This is a genomic window from Streptomyces sp. NPDC047981 (assembly GCF_040653315.1).
GTDB lineage: Bacteria > Actinomycetota > Actinomycetes > Streptomycetales > Streptomycetaceae > Streptomyces.
Window position 1 is genome coordinate 1 of sequence record NZ_JBEZNQ010000055.1, and the last position, 13,098, is coordinate 13,098.

Genomic DNA, 13,098 nt, shown 5'->3' on the forward strand with positions numbered 1-13,098 from the left:
GCCTCGCGGTCGCCGCCGATGTCGTCGCCCGCGCGCTCCCGCTGCCCGGCGCGGTCTCCGTGGTCGTGGCGCTGCTGGCTGCCGCGGGCGCCGGGATCGCCGCCGGCGCCCTCACGGACCTGGGCGCCTCCGGGGCCCTGCTCGGCCTCGGGGCCGGGGTGTGCGCGCTGGTCGGCCTGCGGGCCGCGAGCTACGACTACCCGTCGCGGTTCGTCCACATGACCGCGGGCGTCGCCCTCCCGTTGACGCTGGCGGCCCCGGCCGTCTACCTGCTCGGCCGCGCGCTCGCCTGACCCGCTCAGCCACTTGTTCGGGAACCAACCGGCCCCACGACACGTCGATCTTCGTGTCGGGGGCCGGAGTCGTTTTTCAAGGGGGGCGAGCAGACCGTGCGAGCACTGCGCGTATTGCTGATCGTGGCCGTTGTCCTCGGCGGGATCTTCGTGGGCGTCGACCGCCTCGCGGTCTCGTACGCCGAGTCGGAGGCCGCCGGCAAGGTGCGCCTCGGGCCCGCGCGCGCCGCCTCGACCGAGGTCGACATCAAGGGCTTTCCCTTCCTGACCCAGGTCATGGACAAGCGGCTCGACGAGGTCGACGTGGTGGTGACCGGCGTCGAGGCCACGGCCGGCGACAAGAAGATCCGGATCACCGAGATGAAGGCCGACCTGCGCGACGTGATGGTGAACGACGCCTTCACGAGCGCCCGCGCGCGCAGCGCGACCGGCACGGCCCTGATCTCGTACGCGGACCTGACGGCCGCCGCCGACCGCGACGTGAAGATCGCCTACGGGGGCAACGGCAAGCTGAAGGTCACCGGCGGTGTCCAGGTACTGGGCCGCACCCTCACCCGGAGCGTCGTCTCCTCGGTGACGCTGGTGGACGGCGACACGATCCGCGTCCGCGCGGACGCGGTACCGGGCGAGGGCATCCCGGGCCTGGAGTCCCTGATCCGCAAGCGGACCGACTTCGACCGCGAGATCGGCGGCCTCCCGGCGGGCATGAAGCTGGACCGCATCGAGGCCCGCGAGGACGGCGTGGTGATCGGCGTGACGGGCACGGACGTGACCCTGGCGGGCTGAGCCTCGCCCCTGGCGGGCCGACGCGGCTCGGCCCCTGGCGGGCGAGCCTCGCCCCCGGCGGTCTGACGCAGCTCGGCCCTGGCGGGCCGACGCCCGGCCGGCCTCTCCAGGGATCGCCTTTCAGGCCTTCGGCCACATATTGAGACGCCCTGGTCCGCCCCGCAGAAACATCGCCCTGCCGACCCCTTCGAAAGCGGGTCCCGGACCCCGTCCCCTGCGATCACGTCTCGCATCTCGGACGATCGCGTCTCAAAATACGACACACCGGTGACACGGCGGCCTGTCCGTCCCTACGATCGTGGGCATGAAGCGACAGGCGGATCTCACGAAGCGGCGGGCAGTAGACCTGTGCCGCATCGCCGCCATGCTCTGTCGCTCTGTCTGAGCGGGACCCCGAGTCCCGTATTCCTCAGGCCCTTCGACCTCCGGTCGGGGCCGCACCTCGCGAAGCCGTACGCCCGCAATGCCGCGTACCCGCAACCGCACCCGCATGAACACCGCCGAACACTGCCCCGGAGGAGAAACAGCATGAGCCGCAGCGACGTCCTGGTAGACGCCGACTGGGTCGAGGCGAACCTCGACAACCCGCAGGTTGCCGTCGTCGAGGTCGACGAGGACACCTCGGCGTACGAGAAGAACCACATCCGCAACGCGATCCGGATCGACTGGACCCAGGACCTGCAGGACCCGGTCCGCCGTGACTTCATCGACCAGGAGGGCTTCGAGAAGCTCCTCTCGGCCAAGGGCATCGCGAACGACACCACGGTCGTCCTCTACGGCGGCAACAACAACTGGTTCGCCTCCTACGCCTACTGGTACTTCAAGCTCTACGGCCACCAGGACGTGAAGCTCCTCGACGGCGGTCGCAAGAAGTGGGAGCTCGACTCCCGCGACCTGGTCGCCGAGGTCCCGTCCCGTCCGGCCACCGAGTACAAGGCCAAGGCGCAGGACACCTCCATCCGTGCCTTCCGCGACGACGTCGTCGCCGCGATCGGTGCGCAGAACCTGGTCGACGTCCGGTCCCCCGACGAGTTCTCCGGCAAGCTGCTGGCGCCGGCGCACCTCCCGCAGGAGCAGTCGCAGCGCCCCGGCCACGTGCCGAGCGCCCGCAACATCCCGTGGTCGAAGAACGCCAACGACGACGGCACCTTCAAGTCGGACGACGAGCTCAAGGCCCTCTACGAGGACGAGCAGGTCGATCTGGCGAAGGACACCATCGCCTACTGCCGCATCGGTGAGCGCTCCGCGCTGACCTGGTTCGTGCTGCACGAGCTGCTCGGTGTCGAGAACGTCAAGAACTACGACGGCTCGTGGACCGAGTACGGCTCCCTCGTGGGCGTGCCGATCGAGCTCGGCGCCAACAAGTAAGACCTTCCGGACCCCTCCCCGGACCTCCCGACCGTAAGGACAGAAACATGTGTGGAGCGCAGCCCGGCGGCCCCGACGCCTCGACGATCAAGCCCGGTGAGACCACCATCCAGGGCTTCGTGACCAAGGACGGCGAGCCCGTCACCGGTTACGTCCGCCTCCTGGACTCGACCGGCGAGTTCACCGCCGAGGTCCCCACCTCCGCGACCGGCCAGTTCCGCTTCTACGCGGCCGAGGGCACCTGGACCGTCCGTGCCCTGGTCCCCGGCGGCACCGCCGACCGCAAGGTCGTGGCCCAGAAGGGTGGCCTCGCGGAGGTCGCCATCGCGGTCTGACGCCGCACCGCGGCCTGACGCCGCACCGCTGAACCGGCCGAAGGGCCGTGCCTCCTGGGGGGTTGGACGCTTTCCCGGACTTGAGGCACGGCCCTTCGGTCTTACGCTGGAGGTATGTACGCGCGACGGCGGCATGTCTACTTCTGGATGATGGGCATCTGCCTGGTGCTCTTCGTCGGGGCGTGGGGCGTCGTGCGGCTTTTCTCGATGCCCGTGGCGATCGGGATGTGCGTCGTCGCCATGGTCATCCCGCCGGTCGCCGCGATGATGGCGAACCGGCGGGGGCCGGAGGACCGCTGGTGGGACGACCCGTCCGGGGATCCTCAGTCGGACGAGTGGTGGGACGAACTCGACGGGAAGAAGCGCCGGGAGCGCTGACCGGCGGCGTTTGGGCGACGACTCGGCGGACGGAGTCCGGCGCAGCGGCGCGAAGCCTGAGAGGCCCCCCGGGGCCGAACAGTGCGAGGGGCGCGTCGAGAGTGGGGCCGCTGGTGGGACGACCCGTCCGGGGATCCTCAGTCGGACGAGTGGTGGGACGAACTCGACGGGAAGAAGCGCCGGGAGCGCTGACCGGGCGGTGGCCCCTTCGTCGGATCAGTAGACGAGTGCCTGGGTCTCGTCGGCCATGGCCTCCTGGACGAACACCTGGGCGCCCGCGATGCGGACGCCGTCCAGGACGTCCTTCTCCGTGATCTCGCGGCGGGCCGCGCACTGGGTGCAGAGCGTGATGCGGCCGGCCGCCAGGATCGAGTCGATGAGGTCCGGAAGCGGCGCCGCGTGCGGGAGTTCGAACTCGGCCGCGCGGCCCGGGAGCGCGAACCACGACGACTCGCCGGTCAGCCAGAGCGAGACCTCGACCCCGCTGGCGACGGCGACGGCCGCCACCGTGAAGGCCTGGGAGCAGCGTTCGGGGGCGTCGGCCCCGGCGGTCACCTTGATCACGAGCTTCTTCGCCATATACCGAACTGTAATGCGGACCTCTGCAACCTCATGCATCACTCACGTGTCTGCTGTGTGCACGGATATCGGAATCCGTCATTCAGGTCTCGTGGGGGGACCCTTTGGAAGCCATCGAAGTACAGGCCGACGCGACGCCGCCGCGTCGGCGTCGCACCGGGCGGACGGTCGGGCTGATCGCCGTCGCCGCCGTCCTCGGCCTGGTCGGCGGCACCGCCGTCGGCTACGGCATTCAGGCGGATCGTGAACCGACACCGCTGCCCGCCCTGAACCAGCCCGGCCTCGCCTACCCGAAGCCGCTGCCCGCGGGGCAGAAGCCAGCGGCCCTGCCCGCCTCCGAGGACCGCAAGGTCAAGACGGACGGCGACCTGCGCAAGCTGCTGGTGCCGAAGCCGGCGGGGTCGAAGAAGACGGAGTTCGCGGACGACGACGGCTGGGTCACCGTTCCCCAGTACGCCGACGAATTCACCGGCCCCGGTAGCGCGCTGGGCAGCGAGCTGGAACGGGGCATCCGGCGCATCGCCTCGACGTCGTGGCAGACGGGCAAGTACCGCGTCACCTTGATCCGACTCGTGCAGTACCGCTCCAACGACGAGCTCGGCGCCCAGGAACACGCCGAGGGGCAGATGGACTACATGCCCGACGAGGACTACGCCCGCTCCGACGGCGAGGCGATCAAGGGCTCCGCCAACGGCCGGTACTACGTCTTCCCGGTGGACCGGGAGGCGGGATACCTGGACATGTACGAGGCCAGGGCCTACTTCTACCGCGGTGACGTCGTGGCCGAGATCTTCATCCACGACACCAAGAAGATCTCGGCGGCCGACATCCGGTCGCTGGCCGAGAAGCAGCTGGGGCGCCTGTGAGCGAGGACCTGAACACCGTGACCGAGCCCGTGGCCGCCGAGAGCGTGGCCGAGCCCGCGCCCGAGAACGTGGCCGAGAACGTGGTCACTGAGAGCCTTGCCGAGCCCGCGGCCGAGAACGCTGCGCCTCGCCGCAGGAGCAAGGTGCTGACCTTCGTCCTGCCGGCCGTCCTCGTCCTCGGGGCGATCGGCGGCTGCCTCACCTACACGGGTCTCACCGTCAGCTCCGCCGACCGCAGCGCGGAGACCGTCGTCTGGGAGGACGAGGACTCGCCCAAGAAGGCGGAGGACCCCGCCTCCCGCGAGGTGGGGTACGGCAAGGCGTCGACCCCGCTGAGCAAGCTGCTCCTGCCCGTACCCCAGGGGTACGAACTCGGCCCCGACACCGATTCGTACGGCAACGACGACGAGGTGGGCGCGGAGGAGGCCACCGCCCTCATGAAGGAGGAGGGCAAGGGGCTCTCCGGCAAGAAGCGCCGCGAGTACGAGAAGCGCGTCGACAAGCTCGGGATCAAGGGCATCGCGGTCCGCACGTTCGTCTCGGAGGACGCCGAGACGGTCGTGTACGTCCGGGTCATGCAGATGAAGGACAAGAAGCAGATCCGCGCGGCGTTCGAGCTCAAGAAGGACTTCTTCGAGTTCCTCGAACTCCCCAAGGGGCCGAAGATCAGCGGCCACAAGAACTCCGCCTGCTTCAAGTACCCCGAGGACAAGGACCTGGACAAGGAGGAGAAGGCCGAGCAGCTGAACCAGCTGGTCTGCTCGGCCTACGACGCCGAGGTCGAGGTCACGGTCATGGTCGCGGGCAGCAAGGGGTACCTCGACGAGGAGTCCGAGGTCTCCCAGCTGGTGAAGAAGCAGCTCGATCACATCAAGTCCCCGGGGGAGTACGTATGACGACCGAGCAGCAGACGGAGACGGAGGCGGAGAAGGAGAAGGAGTCGGATACGGGCGTGATGCCCGGACAGGCTCCCGCCCCCGTCGCCGAGGACCTGCCCGAGCAGCCCGAGCCCGCGCCTGCCGCCGTCCCCGCGCCCGCTCCCGCGCCGAAGCGGTCCCGTAAGCCGGTGCTCTGGGCCGTCGCCCCGTGGACCGCCGCCGTGCTCGTGTGCGGGGGTGTCGGAGCCGGGGCCACGGCCGGGATCACCGCCCTGGACCGTACCGACGTGCCCGGTCTCGCGACCGAGAGCGACGGGCGCTGGGCGTACCCGAAGCTCAGCCTGCCCGCCCTCCCCGCGGGCGCGCCGCAGCCCTTCACGCACGGGAACACCGGCGAGATCCACCACGCCGACCTGCGGAAACTCCTGCTGCCCGCGCCGGAAGGCGCCACCGTCGACCCGAAGCTGAACGGCGGCTGGGTCACCGTGGACGCGTTCGCGTCCCAGTACCGCGAGGACGACCGGACCGATGTGACCGAGCCGCTCGCCGAGTCCGCGCTGCGCCACATCGCCGCCCGGGGCTGGACGATGCCGGACGGTACGACGGCCCGGATCTACCTGCTCCGGTTCAACTCGGTGGCCTTCGCGCAGGCGTTCAAGGACGACGGCCTGGAGGGCAGCGCGTCCGGCGGCGCGCTCCTCGACGGGGTCGAGGGAGTGGAGATCGACAAGGATCTCCGCAACGAGGTGCAGGTGCCCGACACCGACCTGTACACCTACGTGGAGCTGCCGCAGAACGCCGATCAGACCCGCTGGGCCTACATCCTGGCCGGTGACACGGTCGCCGTGATCACCCAGACCCGCAAGGGCGGGGCGCCGGCGGTCCCGTTCCAGCAGACCGTCGCCCTGCAGAACCAGCTCCTGGGCTGACCGCACGGCACCCGGCGCACCTCACAGAGAGGGCCGGGCCCCCGCAGACTAAGCTGGGGTCCGGCCCGTTCTGCCTTCACGCTCATCCGAGGAGCACCCGTGATCATCTTCTTCGAAGTTCTCCTGGCCCTGGTCTGTGTCGCCGTGCTCGCGTTCACCGGTCTGGCCGTGAAGAAGCTGTACCAGGGCCAGCGCTGACCACCTCGAATACCGACGCTACGGAACGACAGAGCTACTCATGATCGAGATCCCGTCCGACCTCAACCCGGACCTCGTCCCCCTCGCGTTCCTGCTCGGAACGTGGGAAGGCGCGGGCGTGGCCGACTTCCCCGGTGCCGAGAAGTGCAACTTCGGGCAGTCCGTGACCTTCAGCCACGACGGCCGGGACTTCATCGAGTACCACTCGCACTCCTGGGTGCTCGACAGCGAGGGCAAGCAGGTCCGTCCGCTGGAGAGCGAGAGCGGCTTCTGGCGGATCGACAAGGACCGCAAGGTCGAGACCGTCATGGTCCGCGACCAGGGCATCGTCGAGATCTGGTACGGCGAGCTGGCCGACAAGAAGCCGCAGATCGACCTGGTCACGGACGCCGTGGCCCGCACCGCGGCCTCCGGCCCGTACAGCGGTGGCAAGCGGCTCTACGGCTACGTCAAGGGCGACCTGATGTGGGTCGGCGAGAAGGCCACCCCCGAGGTCCCGCTCCGCCCGTACATGTCGGCGCACCTGAAGAAGGTCGTCACGCCCGAGGAGGTCGCCGAGATGGCGCGCAACCTCGGTGACCTGCCGGACGACGGCATCGCCTTCTTCAAGTAGGCCGACGGGACAAGAGGGTCCACGAGACCCGTCCTGATTCCGCCACGCCCTCCTACACTGGGGGGCGTGGTGAGCACCGACTGGAAGAGCGACCTGCGGCAGCGCGGCTACCGGCTGACGCCTCAGCGCCAGCTTGTCCTGGAGGCCGTGGACACGCTGGAGCACGCGACGCCCGACGACATCCTGGGGGAGGTCCGCAAGACGGCCTCCGGGGTGAACATCTCCACCGTGTACCGGACCCTCGAGCTCCTGGAGGAGCTCGGTCTCGTCTCGCACGCCCACCTCGGGCACGGGGCGCCGACGTACCACCTCGCCGACCGGCACCACCACCTCCACCTGGTCTGCCGGGACTGTACGAACGTCATCGAGGCGGACGTCGAGATCGCCGCCGGCTTCACGTCGAAGCTGAAGGAGGCCTTCGGCTTCGAGACGGACATGAAGCACTTCGCGATCTTCGGCCGCTGTCAGGACTGCTCGAAGAAGGACAGCGGTACGCAGTCGTAGGCTTGCCCCTATGAAGAGCCCTGTGGTGAAGAGCCCGCTGCTGTCCCTGCCCGGCGCCGTTCCCGCCGAAGGCCGTGACGAAGGCATCGCCGCGCACTACGGCGATCTGTTCCGCGAGCAGCGCGCCCTCGCCGCCGGTGACGGTTTCGTCGACCTCTCGCACCGCGGTGTCGTCACCGTCTCCGGCGACGACCGGCTGAGCTGGCTGCACCTGCTGCTCACCCAGCACGTCAGCGAGCTGCCGGTGGGCCGGGCCACCGAGGCGCTGATCCTCTCCGCGAACGGACACATCGAGCACGCGCTCTACCTCGTCGACGACGGCGAGACGGTCTGGGCGCACGTCGAGCCCGGTACGCAGGACGAGCTCATCGGCTATCTGGAGTCGATGAAGTTCTTCTACCGGGTCGAGGTCGCCGACCGTACGGACGACTTCGCCGTCGTCCACCTCCCGGCCGGCTCCATCGCCGAGGTCCCGGCGGGTGTGGTCGTACGGGAGACCCCGCACGGCCGTGACCTGTTCCTGCCCCGCGAGGGTCTGGAGGGCTTTGCCGGTACGCACGGGCCCGCCGCCGGGATCCTCGCGTACGAGGCGCTGCGGATCGAGGCGCACCGGCCCCGGCTCGGCTTCGAGACCGACCACCGCACCATCCCGCACGAGCTGGGCTGGATCGGCAGCGCGGTGCATCTGCAGAAGGGCTGCTACCGCGGCCAGGAGACCGTCGCCCGCGTCCACAACCTGGGGAAGCCGCCGCGCCGGCTCGTCTTCCTGCACCTGGACGGCAGCGAGGTGCACCTGCCCGGCCACGGCACCCCGATCCGGCTCGCGGCGGACGGCGCCGAGGGGCGCCAGCTCGGCTTCATCACCACCTCGGGCCGCCACCACGAGCTGGGGCCGATCGCCCTCGCGATGGTGAAGCGGAACGTGCCCGTCGACGCGGAGCTGATGGCCGGGGACACGGCCGCCGCGCAGGAGACCGTCGTCGAGCCGTAGGCCCCGCCGGGAGGCCGGTCAGACCTCCACGAGCACCGTGAACGGGCCGTGATTCGTGAGCGAGACGCGCATGTCCGCTCCGAACCGGCCCGTCTCCACGTGCGCGCCCAGCTCCCGCAGCCGGGCGACGACCTCGTCGACGAGCGGCTCGGCGACGGGTCCGGGCGCCGCCGCGTTCCAGGTGGGCCTGCGGCCCTTGCGGGCGTCCCCGTAGAGGGTGAACTGCGAAATCACCAGCAAGGGCGCATTGATGTCCGAACAGGATTTCTCTCCCTCCAGAATCCGGACGGACCAGAGCTTTCGGGCAAGCTGCGCCGCCTTCTCCGGTGTGTCCTCGTGGGTCACTCCCACCAGCACACACAGCCCCTCACCGACGATCTCGCCGACGGTCTCGCCTGCGACGACGACGCTCGCGCCGTCCACTCTCTGCACCACTGCACGCATACAGACCAACCTACAGACCGGCGCATAGGGGCTGAACGGGTGCAGAGCGCCTGCACGTGCACGTGCGGGAGTGGCACCATGCCTGTCAGGCGGTGCGGTTCCGCGCCGGTCGAGGGGACGATTCACATGAGTGCACCTGGCGCCGGGCAGACGCCGGCCCGATTCGGTTCCGGAGTGGGCGTGCGTCCGCCCGTGCAGCGGACGGCCGAGCCCGCGCTGCCGGCGCGGCCGCAGCCCGACCTGGCCGCGCTGCGGCTGCCGGAGCTGCGCGCGCTGCGCCGTGACGCGCAGGGCGAGGAGGCCGACCTCAGCTATGTACGGCGGATGCTGCAGGGCCGTATCGACATCCTGCGGGCCGAGCTGGCCCGGCGGACCGATCCGGAGTCGCCGGTCCTCGACCGGCTGTCGGAGATCCTGGCGGACGTGCCCTCGCGGCGGGCCGTCTCGGCGCGGCACGTGACGCTGTCGACGCCCCGCAGCGAGGAGTACCGCCAACTGGTGGCGGAGATGCTGTCGGAGGTCGAGCTGTCCGACCTGGGAGCGCGGACCGACGACGAGCTGCACGCGGCGATGGGCCGGCTCGCGGGGTACGAGCAGCAGATCTCGCGGCGGCGGCGCGAACTCCAGGGGACGGCGGACGACTGCAGTGCGGAGATCACCCGCCGCTATCGGGAGGGCGAGGCCCAGGTCGACGACCTGCTGGCCTGAGCCGCCGACGTGCCGACGTGTCGGCCCGAGCCGCCGACCGGCTTCCTGTGGTGGTGTCGACCGGTCCCGCCCACCCGCGCCCCGGTGAAAACTGGGGTGCGGGTGGCCGGGTGGGCGCCATAGCCTCGCCGGTATGACTCTTGAGGTGCGCCCCGTGGGCGAGTCCGAGCTGGGTGATTGGCTGCGTGCGCTCAAGACCGGGTTCATGCGGCCACCCCTCGTCACGGACGAGGAGGTCGAGCAGCGGCGCTCGCACTTCGACCTGTCCCGGACGCTCGGGGTCTTCGACCGCGGCCGGATCGTCGCCACCTACCGCACGTTCACGCAGGAGCTGTCCACGGTGGGCGGCGGCTCGCTCGTCGCCGACGCCGTCAGTCAGGTGACCGTCTCCCCGTCCCACCGCAGGCGCGGTGTGCTCAGCCAGGTGATGGCGGGGGACCTCGCCGCCGCGAAGGAGCGGGGTGACGCCGTCGCCTCGCTGATCGCCGCCGAGTACCCGATCTACGGGCGGTACGGCTTCGGCCCCGCGGCCTGGACCACCGAGTGGTCCGTCGACGTGACCCGCGCCGGCCTCGACCCGCGCCGCACGGGGCAGCCCGATGACGGCGGCACGATCGAGCTGGCCGACGGCGCCGAGATCCGCAAGATCGGCCCCGAGGTGCACCGCCGGCTCGCCCGCGTCCGGGCCGGCGTCCCGAACCGCGACACCCGGGGCTGGGAGCGGGGTACGGGCGTGGGCTTCCAGGCCGAGCCGTGGACGGAGCCCTTCTACGCCGTCCACCGCTCCGCGTCCGGCGAGGTCGAGGGCTTCGCCGCGTACCGCTCCGACGACAAGTGGGACGACGCCAAGCAGCCGGTCAACACCGCCTCCGTCCGGGACCTGATCGCCTGCACCCCGGCCGCCGAGCGGGCCCTCTGGCAGTACCTGTGCTCCCTCGACTGGGTGACCACCGTCCGCTCCGGCTACCGCGCCCCCGACGACGTCCTTCCGCTGCTCCTGCCGGACCCGCGTGCCGCCCGGGTGGTCAGCCACGCCGACATGCTGTGGCTGAGGGTCCTGGACGTCGCCAAGGTCCTGGAGGCGCGTACGTACGCGAGCTCCGGCAGCCTCGTCCTGGACGTGCGGGACGAGGCCGGGCTCGCCGGCGGGCGCTACCGGCTCGACGCCTCCCCGGCGGGCTCGGAGGTCTCCCGTACCACCGAGTCCGCCGATCTCACCCTGGACGTCGCCGAGTTGGGCCGGCTCTCGCTCGGTGACGAGTCGGTCGTACGCCTTGCGGAGCTGGGCCGGGTCGAGGAGCTCACGGCGGGCGCGGCCGTCCGGGCGGACGTGCTGCTGCGGGCCGCGCGCCGGCCGTGGTGCCCCGATATCTTCTGACCGCCGCCGGTTCACCGCGTACGGCGTCGGCGACGGGCGCCCGGTTCACCGCGTACGGCGTCGGAAGAGCGCTCCGGACGCGGCGACCGCCACGAGCAGGATCCCGGCGCACCACGCGAGCGCGATCCAGGGGGTGTTGCCCACCGGCTGGTCGAGCAGCAGTCCGCGCATCGACTCGATGAGCGGTGTGACGGGCTGGTGCTCGGCGAAGCCGTGGAGCCAGCTCGGCATGGTCTCGATGGGGACGAACGCGCTGCTCGGGTAGGGCAGGAACATCATGAAGAAGGTGATCGCGCCCGCCGCCTCCGGGGTGCGGGCGAGCAGCCCGGCCGCCGCCGCGAACCAGGAGATCGCGGTGATGAAGGCGATGAGCAGCCCGAGCGCGGCGAGCCAGCCGAGCGGGGTCGCGGTGGGCCGGAAGCCGATCGCGAAGGCCACGCCGAGGACGAGCGCGGTGGCCACGAGGTTGCGGGCGACGCTGGCGCCGACATGACCGGCGAGGATCGGCGTGCCGCCGATGTCGAGCGAGCGGAACCGGTCGATGATCCCGCCCTTCATGTCCTCGCTGACGGCGACGCCGGTGCCGGCGGAGCCGAAGCCGGAGCAGAGGATGAGGACGCCGGGGACGACGTAGGTCACGTAGCGGGTGCCGGTGTCGATGGCTCCGCCGAAGAAGTAGACGAAGACCAGCATCAGGATGATCGGCAGCATCATCGAGGTGATGACGGCGTCGATGTTCCGGCGGCCGAGGCGGAGCCCGCGGCCGGTCATCGTCAGGGCGTCAGACACGGGCGTCGACATGGGTGGGCTCCTCCTTGGGGCCGGACGGGGCGGTGGGCTGGGCGGCGGTCTTTTCCGTGAGGGCGAGGAAGACGTCGTCGAGGGTCGCGCCGCGCACCGTGAAGCGGACGACGTCGGCGCGGTCGGGGTCGAGGCCGTCGAGGAGTGCGCGGACGTGCGCGGCGCTGCCGTCGGTGGCGAGGCCGAGGGTGAGGGCCTCGGGCTCGTGGTGGACGGCCCGCGCGGCGAGTCGGAGGTAGGCGTCCCGGTCGCGCAGGACGAGGTCGAGGCGGTGGTCTGCGAAGCGGGCCTTCAGGGCCTGCGCGGTGCCCTCGGCGACGACGCGCCCGGAGTCCATGACGGCGATGCGGTCGGCGAGCCGGTCGGCCTCCTCCAGGTACTGGGTGGTGAGGAAGACGGTCGTACCGCTGTCGGAGAGGGCGCGGACGATCTCCCAGAGTTCCTTGCGGCTGCGCGGGTCGAGGCCGGTGGTCGGCTCGTCGAGGAAGATCACCGAGGTCTCGCCGGGGTCGCGGACGAGGCCCGCGGCGAGGTCGAGGCGGCGGCGCATGCCGCCGGAGTAGGTCTTGGCCAGGCGGCGGCCGGCGTCGGTGAGGCGGAAGCGCTCCAGGAGTTCGGTGGCGCGCCGCTCGGCGGCGCGGCGGGAGAGTCCGGAGAGCCGGGCCATCATGCGCAGGTTCTCGGCGCCGGTCTGCATCTCGTCGACGGCGGCGAACTGGCCGGTGAGGCTGATGGCGCGGCGCACCCGGGACCGCTCGGCGGCGATGTCGTACCCGGCCACGCGCGCGTGCCCGGCGTCCGGCTCGGTGAGGGTGGTGAGGATGCGGACGGTGGTGGTCTTGCCGGCTCCGTTGGGGCCGAGCAGGGCGAAGATCGTGCCCTCGTCGACCCGGAGGTCGAGGGATGCGAGGACGGGGACGGTGCCGTAGGCCTTGCGCAGGCCGGTGGCTTCGATGGCCGGAGACATGGCTGTGCTCCTCAGAGGGCTCGCACGGCGCGTACTGCGTATGCCATACGCGTTACTGTGTAAGGGTTACGCATTACTAGGA

General features: G+C 70.8%; 16 protein-coding genes and 2 pseudogenes. 14 read left to right on the forward strand and 4 right to left on the reverse strand.

The window, feature by feature from the left end; genetic code table 11:
• From AB0E14_RS27580 to AB0E14_RS27605, 6 genes and pseudogenes are all read left to right on the forward strand, one after another.
• Positions 1-293: pseudogene (locus AB0E14_RS27580) on the forward strand (hypothetical protein); the annotation flags it as partial.
• Positions 294-389: 96 nt separating this feature from the next.
• Complete coding sequence (locus AB0E14_RS27585; RefSeq protein ID WP_362423664.1) at positions 390-1,079, forward strand: DUF2993 domain-containing protein; 690 nt, start codon at positions 390-392, stop codon at positions 1,077-1,079.
• 528 nt (positions 1,080-1,607) lie between these two features.
• Positions 1,608-2,447 carry a sulfurtransferase gene (locus AB0E14_RS27590; RefSeq protein ID WP_362366671.1) on the forward strand — a complete coding sequence of 280 codons (840 nt, stop codon included), beginning with the start codon at positions 1,608-1,610 and terminating at the stop codon, positions 2,445-2,447.
• Positions 2,448-2,494: 47 nt separating this feature from the next.
• Complete coding sequence (locus AB0E14_RS27595) at positions 2,495-2,782, forward strand: DUF1416 domain-containing protein (RefSeq protein WP_030220952.1); 288 nt, start codon at positions 2,495-2,497, stop codon at positions 2,780-2,782.
• A gap of 114 nt (positions 2,783-2,896) precedes the next feature.
• Positions 2,897-3,160, forward strand: a complete 264-nt coding sequence (locus tag AB0E14_RS27600) for a DUF3099 domain-containing protein (RefSeq protein ID WP_362423667.1) — start codon at positions 2,897-2,899, stop codon at positions 3,158-3,160.
• A gap of 108 nt (positions 3,161-3,268) precedes the next feature.
• Positions 3,269-3,352 (forward strand): annotated as a pseudogene (locus AB0E14_RS27605) (DUF3099 domain-containing protein); the annotation flags it as partial.
• 24 nt (positions 3,353-3,376) lie between these two features.
• On the opposite strand, the gene AB0E14_RS27610 reads toward AB0E14_RS27605, so the two are convergent.
• Positions 3,377-3,739 (reverse strand): DsrE family protein, encoded by a 363-nt coding sequence (locus AB0E14_RS27610; RefSeq protein WP_362423670.1) that lies wholly within the window; start codon positions 3,737-3,739, stop codon positions 3,377-3,379.
• A 104-nt stretch (positions 3,740-3,843) separates the two neighbouring features.
• Here AB0E14_RS27610 and AB0E14_RS27615 point away from each other — a divergent pair, with 104 nt between their 5' ends.
• From AB0E14_RS27615 to AB0E14_RS27640, 6 genes are all read left to right on the forward strand, one after another.
• Positions 3,844-4,605: a hypothetical protein gene (locus AB0E14_RS27615; RefSeq protein ID WP_362423673.1), complete on the forward strand. Its 762-nt coding sequence runs from the start codon at positions 3,844-3,846 to the stop codon at positions 4,603-4,605.
• Between the two features lie 17 nt (positions 4,606-4,622).
• A complete protein-coding gene (locus AB0E14_RS27620; RefSeq protein ID WP_362423676.1) occupies positions 4,623-5,501 on the forward strand; it encodes a hypothetical protein in 879 nt (292 codons plus the stop codon).
• Positions 5,498-6,412: a hypothetical protein gene (locus AB0E14_RS27625; RefSeq protein ID WP_362423679.1), complete on the forward strand. Its 915-nt coding sequence runs from the start codon at positions 5,498-5,500 to the stop codon at positions 6,410-6,412. Before AB0E14_RS27620 ends, AB0E14_RS27625 begins: the two co-directional genes overlap by 4 nt.
• A gap of 238 nt (positions 6,413-6,650) precedes the next feature.
• Positions 6,651-7,223: an FABP family protein gene (locus AB0E14_RS27630; protein WP_362423682.1), complete on the forward strand. Its 573-nt coding sequence runs from the start codon at positions 6,651-6,653 to the stop codon at positions 7,221-7,223.
• Positions 7,224-7,289: 66 nt separating this feature from the next.
• Complete coding sequence (locus tag AB0E14_RS27635) at positions 7,290-7,727, forward strand: Fur family transcriptional regulator (RefSeq protein WP_362423685.1); 438 nt, start codon at positions 7,290-7,292, stop codon at positions 7,725-7,727.
• Positions 7,728-7,752: 25 nt separating this feature from the next.
• A complete protein-coding gene (locus AB0E14_RS27640; RefSeq protein ID WP_362423821.1) occupies positions 7,753-8,718 on the forward strand; it encodes a folate-binding protein in 966 nt (321 codons plus the stop codon).
• Positions 8,719-8,736: 18 nt separating this feature from the next.
• Here AB0E14_RS27640 and dtd read toward each other — a convergent pair whose 3' ends face one another.
• Positions 8,737-9,162 (reverse strand): D-aminoacyl-tRNA deacylase, encoded by a 426-nt coding sequence (gene dtd / locus AB0E14_RS27645; protein ID WP_362423688.1) that lies wholly within the window; start codon positions 9,160-9,162, stop codon positions 8,737-8,739.
• Between the two features lie 126 nt (positions 9,163-9,288).
• Here dtd and AB0E14_RS27650 point away from each other — a divergent pair, with 126 nt between their 5' ends.
• Complete coding sequence (locus AB0E14_RS27650) at positions 9,289-9,870, forward strand: ABC transporter substrate-binding protein (RefSeq protein WP_362423691.1); 582 nt, start codon at positions 9,289-9,291, stop codon at positions 9,868-9,870.
• 133 nt (positions 9,871-10,003) lie between these two features.
• Positions 10,004-11,248: a GNAT family N-acetyltransferase gene (locus AB0E14_RS27655; RefSeq protein WP_362423695.1), complete on the forward strand. Its 1,245-nt coding sequence runs from the start codon at positions 10,004-10,006 to the stop codon at positions 11,246-11,248.
• A 45-nt stretch (positions 11,249-11,293) separates the two neighbouring features.
• Here AB0E14_RS27655 and AB0E14_RS27660 read toward each other — a convergent pair whose 3' ends face one another.
• Positions 11,294-12,049: an ABC transporter permease gene (locus tag AB0E14_RS27660; protein ID WP_362423698.1), complete on the reverse strand. Its 756-nt coding sequence runs from the start codon at positions 12,047-12,049 to the stop codon at positions 11,294-11,296.
• On the reverse strand, positions 12,030-13,016 hold the full coding sequence (locus AB0E14_RS27665) for an ATP-binding cassette domain-containing protein (protein ID WP_362423703.1): 987 nt from the start codon (positions 13,014-13,016) through the stop codon (positions 12,030-12,032). The genes AB0E14_RS27660 and AB0E14_RS27665 overlap by 20 nt, the downstream gene beginning before the upstream one ends.
• Positions 13,017-13,098: the final 82 nt, after the last annotated feature.